The 16,523-nt window shown below is 55.1% G+C and carries 15 protein-coding genes and 2 tRNA genes; 12 read left to right on the top strand and 5 right to left on the bottom strand.

All coding sequences use genetic code 11. The features are described 5' to 3' along the window. Positions 1–12: 12 nt before the first annotated feature. Positions 13–89, top strand: a tRNA-Asp gene (locus tag C7387_RS22390). 51 nt (positions 90–140) lie between these two features. Then, positions 141–216 (top strand) — tRNA-Trp (locus tag C7387_RS22385). A 97-nt stretch (positions 217–313) separates the two neighbouring features. On the opposite strand, the gene hdfR is transcribed toward C7387_RS22385, so the two are convergent. Further along, positions 314–1,147, bottom strand: a complete 834-nt coding sequence (gene hdfR, locus C7387_RS22380) for an HTH-type transcriptional regulator HdfR (RefSeq protein ID WP_006816647.1) — start codon at positions 1,145–1,147, stop codon at positions 314–316. Between the two features lie 106 nt (positions 1,148–1,253). Between hdfR and C7387_RS22375 the strand changes: the two genes are divergently transcribed. After that, positions 1,254–1,592 carry a MaoP family protein gene (locus tag C7387_RS22375; RefSeq protein ID WP_006816646.1) on the top strand — a complete coding sequence of 113 codons (339 nt, stop codon included), beginning with the start codon at positions 1,254–1,256 and terminating at the stop codon, positions 1,590–1,592. A gap of 27 nt (positions 1,593–1,619) precedes the next feature. Here C7387_RS22375 and C7387_RS22370 read toward each other — a convergent pair whose 3' ends face one another. After that, positions 1,620–3,143 (bottom strand): YifB family Mg chelatase-like AAA ATPase, encoded by a 1,524-nt coding sequence (locus tag C7387_RS22370; RefSeq protein WP_038253029.1) that lies wholly within the window; start codon positions 3,141–3,143, stop codon positions 1,620–1,622. Positions 3,144–3,483: 340 nt separating this feature from the next. Between C7387_RS22370 and ilvL the strand changes: the two genes are divergently transcribed. From ilvL to ilvA, 7 genes are all read left to right on the top strand, one after another. Next, on the top strand, positions 3,484–3,582 hold the full coding sequence (gene ilvL, locus C7387_RS22365; RefSeq protein WP_001311244.1) for an ilv operon leader peptide: 99 nt from the start codon (positions 3,484–3,486) through the stop codon (positions 3,580–3,582). Between the two features lie 86 nt (positions 3,583–3,668). Beyond that, the gene (gene ilvX, locus C7387_RS23060) at positions 3,669–3,719 is read left to right on the top strand and encodes a peptide IlvX (protein WP_166792073.1); all 51 of its coding nucleotides are present in this window, start codon (positions 3,669–3,671) and stop codon (positions 3,717–3,719) included. Between the two features lie 2 nt (positions 3,720–3,721). Next, entirely contained in the window at positions 3,722–5,368 is a 1,647-nt protein-coding gene (gene ilvG / locus C7387_RS22360) for an acetolactate synthase 2 catalytic subunit (protein WP_006816642.1), read from the top strand. Beyond that, a complete protein-coding gene (gene ilvM, locus C7387_RS22355) occupies positions 5,365–5,628 on the top strand; it encodes an acetolactate synthase 2 small subunit (protein ID WP_006816641.1) in 264 nt (87 codons plus the stop codon). The genes ilvG and ilvM overlap by 4 nt, the downstream gene beginning before the upstream one ends. Positions 5,629–5,645: 17 nt before the next feature. After that, a complete protein-coding gene (locus C7387_RS22350) occupies positions 5,646–6,575 on the top strand; it encodes a branched-chain amino acid transaminase (RefSeq protein ID WP_038253027.1) in 930 nt (309 codons plus the stop codon). Positions 6,576–6,638: 63 nt separating this feature from the next. Next, positions 6,639–8,489, top strand: a complete 1,851-nt coding sequence (ilvD, locus tag C7387_RS22345; RefSeq protein ID WP_120817526.1) for a dihydroxy-acid dehydratase — start codon at positions 6,639–6,641, stop codon at positions 8,487–8,489. A 2-nt stretch (positions 8,490–8,491) separates the two neighbouring features. Continuing rightward, complete coding sequence (gene ilvA, locus C7387_RS22340; protein WP_087943222.1) at positions 8,492–10,036, top strand: threonine ammonia-lyase, biosynthetic; 1,545 nt, start codon at positions 8,492–8,494, stop codon at positions 10,034–10,036. Here the strand turns inward: ilvA and ilvY are convergent. Then, the gene (gene ilvY / locus C7387_RS22335) at positions 10,033–10,923 is read right to left on the bottom strand and encodes an HTH-type transcriptional activator IlvY (protein WP_006816636.1); all 891 of its coding nucleotides are present in this window, start codon (positions 10,921–10,923) and stop codon (positions 10,033–10,035) included. The genes ilvA and ilvY overlap by 4 nt on opposite strands. A 154-nt stretch (positions 10,924–11,077) precedes the next feature. On the opposite strand from ilvY, the gene ilvC reads away from it, so the two are divergent. Continuing rightward, positions 11,078–12,553 carry a ketol-acid reductoisomerase gene (gene ilvC, locus C7387_RS22330; RefSeq protein WP_006816635.1) on the top strand — a complete coding sequence of 492 codons (1,476 nt, stop codon included), beginning with the start codon at positions 11,078–11,080 and terminating at the stop codon, positions 12,551–12,553. A 90-nt stretch (positions 12,554–12,643) separates the two neighbouring features. Here ilvC and ppiC read toward each other — a convergent pair whose 3' ends face one another. Continuing rightward, the gene (ppiC, locus tag C7387_RS22325) at positions 12,644–12,925 is read right to left on the bottom strand and encodes a peptidylprolyl isomerase PpiC (RefSeq protein ID WP_001140255.1); all 282 of its coding nucleotides are present in this window, start codon (positions 12,923–12,925) and stop codon (positions 12,644–12,646) included. An 83-nt stretch (positions 12,926–13,008) separates the two neighbouring features. On the opposite strand from ppiC, the gene rep reads away from it, so the two are divergent. Beyond that, entirely contained in the window at positions 13,009–15,030 is a 2,022-nt protein-coding gene (gene rep / locus C7387_RS22320) for a DNA helicase Rep (protein ID WP_120817525.1), read from the top strand. Between the two features lie 2 nt (positions 15,031–15,032). Here rep and gppA read toward each other — a convergent pair whose 3' ends face one another. Continuing rightward, the gene (gene gppA, locus C7387_RS22315) at positions 15,033–16,517 is read right to left on the bottom strand and encodes a guanosine-5'-triphosphate,3'-diphosphate diphosphatase (protein WP_038253013.1); all 1,485 of its coding nucleotides are present in this window, start codon (positions 16,515–16,517) and stop codon (positions 15,033–15,035) included. Positions 16,518–16,523: the final 6 nt, after the last annotated feature.

Raw genomic sequence — 16,523 nt, 5'->3', positions numbered from 1 at the left:
GAGAAATTCGGTGGAGCGGTAGTTCAGTCGGTTAGAATACCTGCCTGTCACGCAGGGGGTCGCGGGTTCGAGTCCCGTCCGTTCCGCCACTTATTCATCACTAAGCCTGCTGCATAGCAGGCTTAGTGGTAACAAGATTTAGGGGCGTAGTTCAATTGGTAGAGCACCGGTCTCCAAAACCGGGTGTTGGGAGTTCGAGTCTCTCCGCCCCTGCCAGAAAACAATCCTTTGCTTCGGCAAAGGATTTTTTTTTGTCTGTCATTTACCCATCTCACCGTTTTTCCTCATGCAGGGCATCCTTGCCCCACACGGTTTAACTCAATACGCTGGTTTTCAGAATGTCGCGGATCTGGGTCTGTTTGTCGCTATTTTGCAGCCAAATTGCATAAAGCGGACGGGAAAGTGTAATGCTGTCGGTCACCGCATGCAGACCACCTTTATCTTTGGCCCAGACCATAGGTAACCAGGTGCAACCGTTTAATGGCCCAAGCTGCTGACGAGCCAGTTCGGCAGAACTGGTGGTTAAAGACGGTACGTCGTCGCTGGCAATCAATCCTACTTCATGCTGTTGGAAATCTGGCCCCCACTCGAGACGTAGATAGTTGAGATCGGCTTTCGTCCGGGCCGGTTCTGCTGAATAGAGCGCAAGGGTAAAATGCCCCAACAACTGACTGCTGAACTCGTCCATTTTTGGGGCTTCAGTGGTAATGAGCAGATCTAACTGGCGTTCATGCAGCTGCTTTACCAGTGACTGGCGTTGTGCAATACGTGCCTCAAACTGCAGATTAGTCTGCACCTGATAAAGTCTGCTGAGCCAGCCGTTTAACATGCATTCCCACAGCGAAGCGCTGGCACCAATTGAAAACTCATTGTGTCGGGAGGTGTGCGCTACCTCCTTACGCGCGGCTTGCCAGGTATTCATCAGGGTTTCTGCATAAGGCAGAAGTTTCTCGCCAGCCGGTGTCAGACGGATGTTATTCCGGTGTCTGGTGAACAGATTCACCCCAAGCTGATTCTCTAACTGGCGAATACGAAAGCTGACCGCCGACTGAGTCAGATAGAGCGCTTCTGCGGCACGCCCGAAGTGACGAGTTCTGCTGACTTCCAGGAAAGTTTTAAGCAATTCCGTATCCACGACCTTCTCCACAAAATTATTTGTCGTTATGATTTAAATGTTTTGTTTTACACTCTGTCAAGCGTAACTAATACTCCGCGCCATAAATAGCTCGGACAAAGACTTAGGAGCGTGTAGGATGGCGGAAAGCTTTACGACAACGAATCGTTTTTTCGACAATAAAAATTATCCGCGTGGTTTCTCTCGTCATGGTGATTTCACCATCAAAGAGGCACAACTGCTTGAGCGTTTTGGTTATGCCTTAAACGAACTGGAGCTGGGTAAGCGCGAACCTGTAACCGAAGACGAAAAACAGTTTGTTGCAGTGTGTCACGGGGAGCGTGAGCCCTCAACCGAAACCGAACGCGTATGGTTTAAGTATATGGCGCGTATCAAGCGCCCGAAGCGTTTCCATACTCTGTCTGGCGGTAAGCCGCAGATGGAAGGCGCGGAAGACTATACTGAAAGCGATGACTAAAATAGAAAGGGGCTCCGGCCCCTTTTTTTATGCCAGTAATTTCTGCAGGTGAATCAATACCCGATCGATACCCCGGTAGCTGAGCGCCTCCTGCAGGTGAGAGCGGGTAATATCGCTGCAGGCAGCAAGGTCAGCTATCGTGCGGGATACTTTCAACAGGCGCTGCCATGCACGAATAGACAACCCCAGTTGCGTTAACGTCTGCTCAAGCCATAGGGCATCCGCATTTTCCAGTTCGCAGTGTTCCCGTATTTCACTCCCTTCCAGATGAGCATTGAGTTTCTTTTGTCGTGAATACTGCTTTGCTTGTGCTTGCAATACTCGTTCGCGCACCATGGCGGTCGTCTCCCCGGCTCTTTGGGGCTGGCTAAGCAGTCCTGGCGGCGGCAGCGGGATCTCAAGCGAGAGATCGAAGCGGTCGAGAAAAGGTCCGGAAAGCCGCCCCAGATAGCGTAGCGTCTGTTCCGGCGTACAGCGGTTGTGCTTGCCCTGATAGTGACCGGTGGGACTGGGATTCATGGCAGCAATAAGCTGGAAGCGCGCAGGGTAGGTGACCTTTGCTCTGGTTCGCGACAAATGAATTTGCCCAGACTCTATCGGTTCACGCAGGGCATCAAGAACACGCCGTTCGAATTCCGGGAGCTCATCGAGAAATAAAATACCGTTATGTGCCAGCGAGATCTCGCCAGGACCCGGTATCGATCCGCCGCCGACCATCGCCGTCAGCGAGGCGCTGTGATGGGGTGAACGAAAAGGACGTACCCGCCATTGGGTTTTCATATCCGCTGACTGCACCAGGCTTGAGATAGCCGCGTTCTCCAGCGCTTCTTCGTTACTGAGCGGGGCAAGTAAGCCGGGCAACCTGCTGGCGAGCATGGTTTTCCCCGTACCAGGGGGACCAATGAGCAGTAAATTGTGTCCACCGGCCGCGGTTATCTCCAGCGCACGCTTCCCCTGCTGCTGCCCGATAACATCGGTCAAATCGTTCACAGGGGCGGTACAGGCTGAAGAATCATTCTGAGGTGCCGCGCTTAGCGTATGTTTGCCTTCCAGAAAAACGCACACCTCCTGCAAATGATGAGCGATATAGCAGTGGTCTCCACCAATTAGCCCGACTTCAGAAGCGTTATCCTCTGCAACCACGATACGACGTCCTGCTTTTGTTGCCTCTATTGCGCCTGATATTGTCCCAGGAATACCGCGTAAAGCGCCTGTGAGTGCCAGTTCACCCACAAACTCATACTGACTCAGCTTTGCCCCAGAAAGCTGCTCAGAAGCGACCAGGAGCGCAATGGCGATAGGTAAATCATATCTCCCTCCTTCTTTAGGGAGATCGGCGGGAGCCAGGTTAATGGTTATCTTCTTTGCCGGGAATTCATAACCGCTGTTGATGATTGCGCTACGGACGCGATCTCTGGCTTCCTTGACCGTTGTTTCCGGCAGGCCAACCAGGGTCAAACCGGGTAGCCCTTTGCTGATATGTACCTCGACGGTAATGAGCGGCGCGGTGATCCCCAGCGCGGCGCGAGTGTAGACAACTGATAGCGACATAATGCCTCCTGATAGCGTCATTATGTCGTTAATTGAAATTCCATAACGCGACAAAATGTCGTGATTACGATGCAGATCCCCGTATTTTTACCGCATTTCACAGCACAATAAAATTTCTGGAATTGACCTCGCAAAGGCGCTTTCCCTTTGTTTGGGGGATGGCGCAGAGGGAAAAATAGTGAATTTTTTTCAGCTCAAATTTTTCTTATATAAAACAACTGTTTTACTCGAAATTGTTAGCTGGCTCAGAAAATGGGTTATAAAAAAATCTTGTGTTCTCTGCGCTGCCTGTGTTACCTCTTTAGGTATTCCTTCGAACAAGATGCAAAAAGAACTGAAAATGACAGCCCTTCTACGAGTGATTAGCCTGGTCGTGATTAGCGTGGTGGTGATTATTATCCCACCGTGCGGGGCTGCACTTGGACGAGGAAAGGCTTAGAAATCAAGCCTTAACGAACTAAGACCCCCGCACCGAAAGGTCCGGGGGTTTTTTTATGGCCTAAAAACTGAAGCGAGGAGCAGATTATGACAACTAGCACAAAATTCTGTTTCTCCAGATTTATGACGGGGAACTAACTATGAACGGGGCACAGTGGGTGGTACATGCGTTGCGTGCACAGGGGGTTGATACCGTATTCGGCTACCCGGGTGGCGCAATTATGCCGGTTTACGATGCACTGTATGACGGCGGCGTGGAACACCTGTTGTGCCGGCACGAGCAGGGCGCGGCTATGGCGGCCATCGGCTATGCCCGTGCGACCGGGAAAACGGGCGTTTGTATTGCTACTTCCGGCCCAGGGGCAACAAACCTGATAACTGGCCTTGCCGATGCGTTGCTCGACTCCGTTCCCGTTGTCGCTATCACCGGCCAGGTCGCTTCCCCGTTTATCGGCACCGATGCTTTCCAGGAAGTCGATGTACTCGGTTTATCGTTGGCATGCACTAAGCACAGTTTCCTGGTTCAGTCGCTGGAGGAACTGCCGCAGGTGATGGCCGAGGCATTCATGGTGGCTAACTCTGGTCGTCCGGGGCCGGTACTGGTTGATATCCCGAAAGATATCCAGGTTGCCGTGGGTAATCTGGAGCCTCACTTTTCCACCGTCGCGGCGACGGATGCGTTTCCAGCAGCTGACGTTGCGCTGGCGAACCAGATGCTGGCGCAGGCGCAGAAGCCGGTGCTGTACGTCGGCGGTGGTGTTGGTATGGCGCAGGCGGTTCCGGCACTGCGCGAGTTTATCAACGTCACGCAGATCCCGGCCGTTTGTACCCTGAAAGGGTTGGGGGCGGTGGAAGCTGACTACCCGTACTACCTCGGTATGCTGGGAATGCACGGCACTAAAGCCGCGAACCTGGCGGTGCAGGAATGCGATCTGTTGATTGCCGTTGGCGCCCGTTTTGACGACCGTGTGACCGGAAAACTGAACACCTTTGCACCTCATGCGAAGGTTATCCATATGGATATCGATCCGGCAGAGATGAACAAACTGCGTCAGGCTCATGTTGCTCTGCAGGGCTCTCTGAATGCGCTGCTGCCAGCGTTGCAGCAGCCATTAGCGTTGGACGCCTGGCGTCAACATACGGCTGACATGCGCACCGAGCATGCCTGGCGTTACGATCATCCGGGTGAGGCCATCTACGCGCCGCTGTTGCTGAAGCAACTGTCCGATCGTAAACCGGCCGATAGCGTGGTCACGACCGACGTAGGCCAGCATCAGATGTGGTCCGCACAGCACATGACCTATACCCGTCCGGAAAATTTCATTACTTCCAGTGGGTTGGGTACGATGGGCTTTGGCCTGCCAGCGGCGGTGGGAGCCCAGGTAGCACGCCCGAACGATACGGTTATCTGTATCTCCGGTGACGGCTCCTTCATGATGAATGTTCAGGAGCTCGGCACCGTAAAACGTAAACAGCTGCCGCTGAAAATCGTCTTACTCGATAACCAGCGCTTAGGCATGGTTCGCCAGTGGCAGCAGCTGTTCTTCCAGGAACGTTATAGCGAAACCACCCTGACTGATAACCCTGATTTCCTCACGCTGGCCAGCGCCTTTGGCATCCCTGGACAGCACATCACCCGTAAAGACCAGGTTGAAGCGGCGCTCGACACCATGCTGTCAAGCGAGGGGCCTTACCTGCTTCATGTCTCAATCGATGAACTTGAGAATGTCTGGCCGTTGGTACCACCTGGTGCCAGTAACTCGCAAATGCTGGAGAAATTATCATGATGCAACATCAGGTCGCCGTTCTGGCTCGCTTCAACCCCGAAACCTTAGAACGCGTTTTGCGCGTGGTGCGTCATCGCGGTTTTCAAATTTGCTCTATGAATATGGAGACCGCAACGGATGCGCAGAACATAAATATTGAATTGACCGTTGCCAGCCCTCGTCCAGTCGAATTACTGTTTAGTCAGTTGAGCAAACTGGTCGACGTCGCCTGTGTCGAGATCCAGCAACGAACAACATCATCACAACAAATCCGCGCCTGAGCGCAATAGGAAGAAAAATGACGACGAAAAAAGCTGATTACATTTGGTTCAATGGTGAGATGGTGCCATGGGGTGAAGCGAAAGTTCACGTGATGTCCCACGCGCTGCACTACGGTACTTCCGTATTCGAAGGTATCCGTTGCTACGATTCTCACAAAGGGCCAGTGGTGTTCCGTCATCGTGAACACATGCAACGTCTGCGTGATTCAGCCAAAATTTATCGTTTCCCGGTGTCTCAGAGCATTGATGAACTGATGGAAGCCTGCCGCGAAGTGATTCGCAAAAACAATCTGACCAGCGCCTATATCCGTCCGCTGGTCTTTGTTGGCGATGTTGGCATGGGCGTTAACCCGCCGGCCGGTTACACCACCGACGTGATCATCGCTGCCTTCCCGTGGGGTGCATATCTCGGCGCAGAAGCGCTGGATCAGGGCATTGATGCGATGGTCTCCTCCTGGAACCGCGTGGCGCCGAACACCATCCCAACCGCCGCGAAAGCCGGTGGTAACTACCTTTCTTCCCTGCTCGTGGGTAGCGAAGCCCGTCGTCACGGCTACCAGGAAGGTATCGCGCTGGATGTGAATGGCTATATCTCCGAAGGTGCCGGTGAAAACCTGTTTGAAGTGAAAGACGGCATTCTGTTCACTCCGCCGTTCACCTCTTCCGCGCTGCCGGGGATCACCCGTGATGCGATCATCAAGCTTGCTAAAGATCTGGGCATTGAAGTACGCGAGCAGGTGCTGTCCCGTGAATCCTTGTATCTGGCTGACGAAGTGTTCATGTCCGGTACAGCCGCGGAAATCACGCCGGTACGCAGCGTCGATGGCATTCAGGTGGGCGAAGGCCGTTGTGGCCCGGTCACCAAACGTATTCAGAAAGCATTCTTTGGCCTCTTTACCGGTGAAACCGAAGACAAATGGGGCTGGTTGGATTCAGTAAATCAATAATTAAAAAAACGGGACGGCACGCACCGTCCCGTTTCACAGACAGAGACCGGGAGTAAATAACGCATGCCTAAGTACCGTTCCGCCACTACCACCCACGGCCGCAACATGGCGGGTGCCCGCGCGCTGTGGCGCGCCACCGGGATGACCGACGCCGATTTCGGCAAGCCGATTATTGCCGTCGTGAACTCCTTCACCCAGTTTGTACCGGGGCACGTTCATCTGCGCGATCTCGGCAAACTGGTCGCTGAGCAGATTGAAGCCGCTGGCGGCGTGGCGAAAGAGTTCAACACCATCGCCGTGGACGATGGCATCGCCATGGGACACGGGGGCATGCTTTATTCACTGCCATCTCGCGAGCTTATTGCCGACTCGGTGGAGTACATGGTGAACGCCCACTGTGCTGATGCCATGGTGTGTATCTCTAACTGCGACAAAATCACCCCGGGGATGCTGATGGCATCGCTGCGCCTCAATATTCCGGTGATTTTTGTTTCCGGCGGCCCGATGGAAGCCGGTAAAACCAAACTGTCCGACAAAATCATCAAGCTCGACCTGGTCGATGCCATGATTCAGGGCGCAGACCCGAAAGTATCCGATGAGCAGAGCGAGCAGGTGGAACGCTCCGCGTGCCCGACCTGCGGTTCCTGTTCCGGGATGTTTACCGCCAACTCAATGAACTGTCTGACCGAAGCGCTGGGGTTGTCTCAGCCGGGCAATGGTTCGCTGCTGGCAACCCACGCCGACCGCAAACAGTTGTTCCTCAACGCGGGTAAACGCATCGTCGAGCTGACCAAACGCTACTACGAGCAGGACGACGCCAGCGCGCTGCCGCGCAATGTGGCCAGCAAGGCCGCTTTTGAAAATGCGATGACCCTGGATATCGCCATGGGCGGTTCCACCAACACCGTACTGCACCTGCTGGCGGCGGCACAGGAAGCCGAAATCGACTTCACCATGAGCGATATCGACAAGCTGTCCCGCAAGGTGCCGCAGCTGTGCAAAGTGGCACCGAGCACCCAGAAGTACCATATGGAGGATGTGCACCGTGCGGGTGGAGTAATCGGTATCCTCGGCGAGCTGGACAGAGCCGGGCTGCTGAACCGCAATGTGAAGAGCGTGCTTGGACTGACCCTGCCGCAAACGCTTGAGCAGTATGACGTTATGCTGACCAAAGACGCGGCGGTGAAGAGTATGTTCCGCGCAGGCCCGGCCGGGATCCGTACCACTCAGGCGTTCTCCCAGGATTGCCGTTGGGATACCCTCGATGACGATCGCGCCGAAGGCTGTATTCGCTCTCTTGAACATGCCTACAGCAAAGACGGTGGCCTGGCGGTGCTTTACGGCAACTTCGCTGAGAAAGGTTGCATTGTGAAGACCGCAGGCGTGGACGACAGCATTCTGAAATTTACCGGCCCGGCGAAAGTGTACGAAAGCCAGGACGACGCCGTTGAAGCGATTCTCGGTGGCAAAGTGGTAGCAGGCGATGTCGTGGTGATTCGCTACGAAGGGCCGAAAGGTGGGCCAGGAATGCAGGAGATGCTCTATCCGACCACCTTCCTGAAATCAATGGGTCTCGGTAAAGCCTGTGCGCTTATCACCGATGGTCGCTTCTCTGGTGGTACTTCAGGCCTTTCCATTGGCCACGTTTCACCGGAAGCGGCAAGCGGCGGTAATATCGCGATTATCGAAGATGGCGACCTGATTGAAATCGATATTCCGAATCGTGGTATCCAGCTGAAGCTGAGTGACCAGGAAATTGCGGCTCGTCGTGAAGCGCAGGAGGCCCGTGGCGATAAAGCCTGGACCCCGCGCGATCGTCAGCGTGAAGTTTCTTTTGCCCTGCGGGCATACGCCAGTCTGGCCACCAGTGCGGATCAAGGGGCGGTGCGCGATAAATCCAAACTGGGAGGCTAATGATGGCCGAATCTCAACCGCTATCTGCCGCCCCTGAGGGGGCGGAATATCTCAGGGCGGTGCTGCGCGCACCGGTCTATGAAGCCGCACAGGTCACACCGCTACAGAAGATGGAAAAACTCTCTTCGCGGCTGGAAAACGTCATTCTGGTGAAGCGCGAAGACCGTCAACCGGTGCACAGCTTCAAGCTGCGCGGTGCTTACGCGATGATGGCTGGCCTGACTGAAGAACAGAAGGCGCGTGGGGTGATCACCGCCTCGGCGGGTAACCATGCCCAGGGCGTGGCCTTTTCTTCGGCACGATTGGGCGTGAAAGCGCTGATTGTGATGCCGGTGGCGACGGCGGATATCAAAGTCGACGCGGTACGTGGTTTTGGCGGCGAAGTGCTGCTCCACGGCGCGAATTTTGATGAAGCCAAGGCTAAAGCGATTGAGCTTGCGCAGCAGCAGGGTTTTACCTGGGTGCCACCGTTCGATCACCCCATGGTGATTTCGGGCCAGGGAACGCTGGCGCTGGAGCTTATCCAGCAGGACGCGCATCTGGATCGCGTGTTTGTGCCGGTCGGCGGCGGCGGGCTGGCAGCCGGTGTTGCGGTACTGATCAAGCAACTGATGCCACAGATCAAAGTGATCGCCGTCGAGGCAGAGGATTCGGCATGCCTGAAGGCGGCGCTGGAAGCCGGCCATCCGGTCGATCTGCCGCGAGTGGGGCTGTTTGCTGAAGGTGTGGCGGTGAAACGCATTGGCGATGAGACCTTCCGCCTGTGCCAGGAGTACCTCGACGACATCATCACCGTCGACAGCGATGCTATCTGCGCGGCGATGAAAGACTTGTTTGAAGATGTCCGCGCAGTGGCAGAGCCTTCTGGTGCCCTGGCGCTGGCAGGGATGAAAAAATACATCGCGCAGCACAACATTCGCGGTGAACGCCTGGCGCACGTGCTCTCCGGGGCGAACGTCAACTTCCATGGTTTGCGTTATGTCTCCGAACGCTGTGAGCTTGGCGAGCAACGTGAAGCGCTGCTGGCGGTGACTATTCCGGAAGAGAAGGGCAGCTTCCTTAAGTTTTGCCAGCTGCTGGGCGGACGTGCGGTCACCGAGTTTAACTACCGCTTCGCCGATGCGAAAAACGCCTGCATCTTCGTTGGTGTCCGTGTGAACCGCGGCATTGAGGAGCGCAAAGAGATCCTCCAGCACCTGCACAACGGTGGTTACAGTGTGGTTGACCTCTCTGACGATGAGATGGCGAAACTGCATGTGCGCTACATGGTGGGTGGGCGTCCGTCGAAACCGTTGCAGGAGCGGCTCTACAGCTTTGAGTTTCCGGAGTCACCGGGTGCGTTGCTGAAGTTTTTGTATACGCTAGGCACCCACTGGAATATTTCGTTGTTTCACTACCGCAGCCATGGCACCGACTACGGCCGCGTGCTGGCGGCGTTCGAGCTGAGTGAGCATGAGCCTGACTTCGAAACCCGGCTCAACGAACTCGGGTACGAGTGTCATGATGAGACCAATAACCCGGCGTTCCGCTTCTTCCTCGCGGGTTAATGGGCGGGTAATAGTTTCCAGAACGCATCAATAAGCGGCTCATGCAGCCGCTTTTTTTGTGCGCAGACGCCAAGCTCAAACGGCGTTTTTTCATCACTACGTTCAAGGATCATCACGCGGTTGCGCACCGGTTCAGGGCTGTTTTCCAGTACCACTTCCGGCAGCAGCGCCACGCCACAGCCCAGCGCTACCATTGACACCATCGCCTCATGACCGCCAACGGTGGCGTAGATAGACGGGTTGCTGATTTTCTGCCGCCGGAACCACAGCTCAATGCGGCGACGCACCGGCCCTTGATCGGCCATGATGAACGGTACGGTTGACCAGTCCGGGTTCTCCTGGGTGACCTGATTACGCACCGGGCAGGGTAACGCTGGGGCAATCAGTACCACCGCCAGATTTTCCAGCATCGAGAACGCCACGGCGCCGGGCAGGGTTTCTGGTTTCCCGGCAATCGCAAGATCTGCTTCGCCGGTTACGACTTTTTCCATCGCATCGGCGGCGTCGCCGGTGGTCAGCTTAATTTCAACGGAGGGATGCTCAGCACGAAACCGGTCGAGGATTGGCGGCAGGTGGCTGTAAGCCGCGGTCACCGAGCAAAAAATATGGAGTTCACCAGAGAGCATCGGCCCCTGCTGATCGATGGTATGGCGCAGCTGCTGATACTGCAGTAGCGTCTGCTGGGCAAAGGTACGCAGCTCTTCGCCCGCTTCCGTCAGGGTAACGGTGCGGTTATCGCGCACAAACAGCGGCTGACCGAGATCCTCTTCCAGGCGTTGAATTTGCCGGGAAAGCGTGGAGGGGCTAACGTGCATCGCCCGTGCGCTGCGGCCAAAATGGCGGCTTTCCGCCAGATGCAGGAAGGTTTTCAGATCGCGTAAATCCACGGGCAACGCTCCACGGTTTTACATTGCAGAAATTGCAATGTGACGTTGTGAATATATCAATTTCCGCAATAAATTTCCTGTCATATAGTAAGTTCAATATCGCAAAAGCGAACCGAACAATAAGCACGACAACACAACATCACGAGGTATCACCATGGCCAACTACTTTAATACACTGAATCTGCGCCAGCAGCTGGCACAGCTGGGTAAATGCCGCTTCATGGCACGCGACGAATTTGCCGATGGCGCGAGCTACCTTCAGGGTAAAAAAGTGGTCATCGTCGGCTGTGGCGCTCAGGGCCTGAACCAGGGCCTGAACATGCGTGATTCCGGTCTGGATATTGCTTATGCCCTGCGTAAAGAAGCGATTGCTGAAAAGCGTGCTTCATGGCGTAAAGCCACCGAAAACGGCTTCAAAGTAGGTACCTACGAAGAGCTGATCCCGCAGGCTGATCTGGTGGTTAACCTGACTCCGGACAAGCAGCACTCCGACGTTGTGCGCTCCGTTCAGCCGCTGATGAAAGATGGCGCGGCGCTGGGTTACTCTCACGGTTTCAACATCGTGGAAGTGGGTGAGCAGATCCGTAAAGACATCACTGTGGTGATGGTGGCGCCGAAGTGCCCGGGTACTGAAGTACGCGAAGAGTACAAGCGTGGTTTTGGTGTGCCGACGCTCATCGCCGTTCACCCGGAAAACGATCCGAAAGGCGAAGGGATGGCGATTGCCAAAGCCTGGGCTGCGGCGACCGGTGGTCACCGTGCAGGTGTGCTGGAGTCCTCCTTCGTGGCAGAAGTGAAATCTGATCTGATGGGTGAACAAACCATCCTCTGCGGTATGCTGCAGGCGGGTTCACTGCTGTGCTTCGACAAGCTGGTGGCTGAAGGTACCGATCCGGCTTACGCTGAGAAACTGATTCAGTTCGGCTGGGAAACCATCACTGAGGCGCTGAAGCAGGGGGGTATCACTCTGATGATGGACCGTCTGTCCAACCCGGCGAAACTGCGTGCTTACGCGCTGTCTGAACAGCTGAAAGAGAAAATGGCACCGTTGTTCCAGAAACATATGGACGACATTATTTCCGGTGAATTCTCCTCCGGCATGATGGCTGACTGGGCCAACGACGATAAGAAACTGCTGACCTGGCGCGAAGAGACCGGCAAAACCGCGTTCGAAACCGCCGCGCAGTATGAAGGTAAAATCGGTGAGCAGGAGTACTTCGATAAAGGCGTTCTGATGATTGCGATGGTGAAGGCGGGCGTTGAGCTGGCGTTCGAAACCATGGTTGATGCTGGCATTATCGAAGAATCTGCTTATTACGAGTCACTGCACGAGCTGCCGCTGATTGCGAACACTATCGCTCGTAAGCGTCTGTATGAAATGAACGTGGTGATTTCTGATACCGCCGAGTACGGTAACTACCTGTTCTCTTACGCCTGCGTACCGCTGCTGAAAGGCTTTATGAGCGAGCTGCAGCCGGGTGACCTGGGTAAAGCGATTGCCGAAGGCGCGGTAGACAATGCTCAGCTGCGCGACGTGAATGACGCGATTCGCGGCCATGCTATCGAGAAAGTTGGCCAGAAACTGCGTGGTTATATGACAGACATGAAACGCATTGCTGTAGCAGGTTAAACATATTGTCGGGTGGCGGCTACGCCTTACCCGACCTACAAAAGTGCAACATCGTAGGCCCGGTAAGCGTTAGCGCCACCGGGCTTTTTATTAGTTACGGTACAGCACTTTGATAATGTGGTAACCGAACTGGGTATGCAGCGGGCCGGTTGGCTCCAGCACCGGGCAGGAGAACACCACTTTATCGAATGCCGGAACCATCTGGCCCTGACGGAATTCACCCAGGTGACCGCCTTTTTTACCTGACGGGCAGATAGAGTGCTTTTTCGCCAGCTTCTCGAAGTCGCCGCCGTTTTTGATCTGCTCCAGAAGATCCAGAGCCAATTTTTCTTCTTTAACAAGAATATGCAGTGCTGCCGCTGTTTTTGCCATGATCGTGCCTTGAGTGGGGTAGATAACGCTCGCTATACTACCACGCACTTTTTTCTTCCTGCCAAATTTCATTGAGTGACTCTATGCGTTTAAATCCCGGACAACAGCAAGCCGTCGAATTCGTCACTGGACCTTGTCTGGTGCTGGCGGGTGCCGGATCCGGTAAAACCCGCGTGATCACCAACAAAATCGCCCATCTGATCCGCGTTTGTGGCTATCAGGCTAAGCACATCGCCGCCGTGACGTTTACCAACAAAGCCGCGCGTGAAATGAAAGAGCGTGTGGCGCAAACGTTGGGGCGCAAAGAGGCGCGCGGGTTGATGATTTCCACCTTCCACACCCTGGGGCTGGACATCATTAAGCGCGAATATGCCGCGCTCGGGATGAAGTCGAACTTCTCCTTGTTTGACGATACCGATCAGGTTGCGCTCCTGAAAGAGCTGACTGAAGGGCTTCTCGAAGACGACAAAGTATTGCTGCAACAGCTGATCTCGACGATCTCCAACTGGAAAAACGATCTGATGACGCCAGCTCAGGCGGCGGCACAGGCAAAAGGAGAACGCGACCGTATTTTTGCGCACTGCTACAGCCTGTACGATGCGCACATGAAGGCCTGCAACGTTCTCGATTTCGACGACCTGATCCTGTTGCCAACGCTTCTGCTGCAGCGCAATGAAGAAGTGCGCGAACGTTGGCAGAATAAAATTCGTTATCTGCTGGTGGATGAATACCAGGACACCAACACCAGCCAGTATGAGCTGGTGAAGCTGCTGGTGGGGAATCGGGCACGCTTTACCGTGGTGGGGGATGACGATCAGTCAATCTACTCCTGGCGCGGCGCGAGGCCGCAAAACCTGGTGCTGCTGAGTCAGGATTTCCCGGCATTACAGGTGATCAAGCTTGAGCAGAATTATCGCTCTTCAGGACGGATCCTGAAGGCAGCGAACATCCTGATTGCCAATAATCCGCACGTGTTCGAAAAACGCCTGTTTTCAGAATTAGGCTACGGCCCGGAGCTGAAAGTCCTGAGCGCAAATCACGAAGAGCATGAAGCAGAGCGGGTGACGGGTGAACTTATCGCCCATCACTTCGTGAACAAAACCCAGTACAAGGATTATGCCATTCTGTATCGCGGGAACCATCAAGCCCGGGTGTTTGAAAAAATGCTGATGCAGAACCGTATTCCGTACAAAATTTCCGGCGGCACCTCGTTCTTTTCGCGCCCGGAAATCAAAGATCTGCTGGCCTATCTGCGAGTGCTGACCAACCCGGATGATGACAGTGCTTTTCTGCGCATTGTGAATACGCCGAAGCGCGAGATTGGCCCGGCAACGCTGCAAAAGCTCGGCGAGTGGGCGATGACCCGTAGTAAGAGCATGTTTACCGCGAGTTTTGACATGGGCCTCAGCCATCTACTTCCCGGGCGCGGCTACGAGTCGCTCACCCGCTTTACCCACTGGCTTGGGGAAGTGCAACGTTTGTCTGAGCGTGAGCCTATCGCGGCGGTGCGCGACCTTATCCACGGTATTGATTACGAATCCTGGCTGTTCGAAACCTCACCAAGCCCGAAAGCCGCGGAAATGCGGATGAAAAACGTCAACCAGCTGTTCAGCTGGATGACCGAAATGCTGGAAGGTTCGGAGCTGGAAGAGCCGATGACGTTGACCCAGGTCGTCACGCGTTTCACCCTGCGCGACATGATGGAGCGCGGTGAAAGCGAAGAGGACATGGATCAGGTTCAGCTGATGACCCTGCATGCTTCTAAAGGGCTTGAGTTCCCGTATGTGTTCCTGGTCGGCATGGAAGAAGGGCTGTTGCCGCATCAAAGCAGCATCGATGAAGATAACGTCGATGAAGAACGGCGGCTGGCCTATGTGGGGATCACCCGGGCGCAGAAAGAGCTGATTTTCACGCTATGTAAAGAGCGCCGTCAGTACGGTGAACTGGTTCGTCCCGAGCCGAGCCGTTTTCTGCTTGAACTCCCGCAGGACGACGTGCTGTGGGAACAGGAACGCAAGGTGATTAGCGCAGAAGAGCGGATGCATAAAGGCCAGGCGAACGTTGCCAACATTCGGGCGATGCTGGCGAAGGCAAAAGAAAAGTAGGCTTATTTCACTTCCAGCGGCCAGTGGACGTAGCTTTGCCACTGGCACTCTTGTTCAACCATTTCTGAACCCAGTGGATGGTTAGCCAGCCAGTTTTCCGGCAGGATCAGCGTCAGTTTTTCTGCTTCTGCATGCAGGGTGATTTCTGGCAGCAGATCGTCGCGACGTCGGCTGGCAAACAGGATAGCAAGGCGTAGCAGGCGGCACAGATGTTCGGCAACCCTGGGCGGAACGGCGTTCTGTTGATGCAGCGACGCCAGGTCTACTGGGTTAATCTGGTTGAGTAACAGCGTGGCCAGCAGCTTTTTCTGCGCGGGGGTAAAACCGGGGAGATCAAGATGTCGAACCAGGTAGGCGGCATGCTGAGGTGCCTGTTTGAAGTCTACGCTGAGCCCAATTTCATGCAGCTGACAGGCGCTGATAAGCAGTTCCCGGCTGAGTGGCTCGAGCTCCCAGACATTTTCTGTCTCATTGGCGAAACGCCCGGCAAGCTGCGCTACGCGCTGGGCCTGCTCGGTATCCACCATGAAACGGCGCTGGATAGTGCGCAGCGTCCGGCTGCGGATATCCTGATCCACCGCCAGATGCAGCATGCCGTAGACCAGGCCTTCACGTAGCGCCCCGCCTGACAAGGTCATGCACTGAATGTTAAGCTCGGTGAAAATAGCAATCAGGATAGCGAGGCCGCTTGGGAAGACCAGTGCTCGCTCCAGCGTCAGACCTTCAATTTCCAGCTCTTCAAGACGTCCGCACTGAATGGCTCGCTGCTTCAACTGTTGAAGTTTTGGCAGCGTGATGCGCTCGTCCATCCCCTGCGCCATCATGATTTCCTGCAGCGCCTGAACGGTGCCGGAAGCCCCAACGCACACTTTCCAGCCATGATAGCGGAGTTTGTCTGCCACCGGACGCAGGACGTCGCGCGCGGCGTTTTCCGCTTCGTCGAAGTTTTCTTTCGCCAGATTGCGGTCAGTGAAGTAACGCTCGAGCCAGGTGACGCAGCCCATCGACAGGCTAAACAGAGAAGTGGTTTGTGCGCCCGTGCCGGTCACAAGCTCGGTGCTGGCACCGCCAATATCGACGACCAGGCGACGATCGTCACCACCGGTGGTGTGGGCAACGCCCTGATAAATCAGGCGCGCTTCCTCTTCACCGCTGATGATTTGCACCGGGCAGCCGAGGATCTCCTGAGCTTTGGCGATGAAATCACCGGCATTAACCGCCAGACGCAGCGTGGCGGTTGCAACAACGCGAATCTGCGCGTGGGGGATATCCTGCAGCCGCTCGGCAAACAGGCGTAAGCACTGCCAGCCGCGCTCCATCGCGTCGATGGAAAGGGCATTATCGCTGTTCAGGCCGGCGGCCAGACGTACTTTTCGTTTAATGCGGGTCAGGGTTTGAATGCTTCCCGCCACCTCGCGCACAACCAGCATATGAAAACTATTGGAACCGAGATCGATAGCTGCGTAGAGCGAGGTGGAGCTGAGCATATTTTT

The organism is Yokenella regensburgei (assembly GCF_003634235.1).
Classification (GTDB): Bacteria; Pseudomonadota; Gammaproteobacteria; order Enterobacterales; family Enterobacteriaceae; genus Yokenella; species Yokenella regensburgei.
The sequence above is the reverse complement of the archived record's forward strand: the minus strand, read 5'-3'. Positions and strand labels throughout refer to the sequence as shown.

Coding starts and splice junctions, on each gene's coding strand:
- ilvD (WP_120817526.1), top strand. CDS start 6,639: ATGCCTAAGTACCGTTCCGCCACTACCACCCACGGCCGCAACATGGCG.
- ilvG (WP_006816642.1), top strand. CDS start 3,722: ATGAACGGGGCACAGTGGGTGGTACATGCGTTGCGTGCACAGGGGGTT.
- rep (WP_120817525.1), top strand. CDS start 13,009: ATGCGTTTAAATCCCGGACAACAGCAAGCCGTCGAATTCGTCACTGGA.
- ilvC (WP_006816635.1), top strand. CDS start 11,078: ATGGCCAACTACTTTAATACACTGAATCTGCGCCAGCAGCTGGCACAG.
- C7387_RS22375 (WP_006816646.1), top strand. CDS start 1,254: ATGGCGGAAAGCTTTACGACAACGAATCGTTTTTTCGACAATAAAAAT.
- ppiC (WP_001140255.1), bottom strand. CDS start 12,925: ATGGCAAAAACAGCGGCAGCACTGCATATTCTTGTTAAAGAAGAAAAA.
- ilvM (WP_006816641.1), top strand. CDS start 5,365: ATGATGCAACATCAGGTCGCCGTTCTGGCTCGCTTCAACCCCGAAACC.
- ilvL (WP_001311244.1), top strand. CDS start 3,484: ATGACAGCCCTTCTACGAGTGATTAGCCTGGTCGTGATTAGCGTGGTG.
- C7387_RS22350 (WP_038253027.1), top strand. CDS start 5,646: ATGACGACGAAAAAAGCTGATTACATTTGGTTCAATGGTGAGATGGTG.
- C7387_RS22370 (WP_038253029.1), bottom strand. CDS start 3,143: ATGTCGCTATCAGTTGTCTACACTCGCGCCGCGCTGGGGATCACCGCG.
- ilvA (WP_087943222.1), top strand. CDS start 8,492: ATGGCCGAATCTCAACCGCTATCTGCCGCCCCTGAGGGGGCGGAATAT.
- gppA (WP_038253013.1), bottom strand. CDS start 16,517: ATGCTCAGCTCCACCTCGCTCTACGCAGCTATCGATCTCGGTTCCAAT.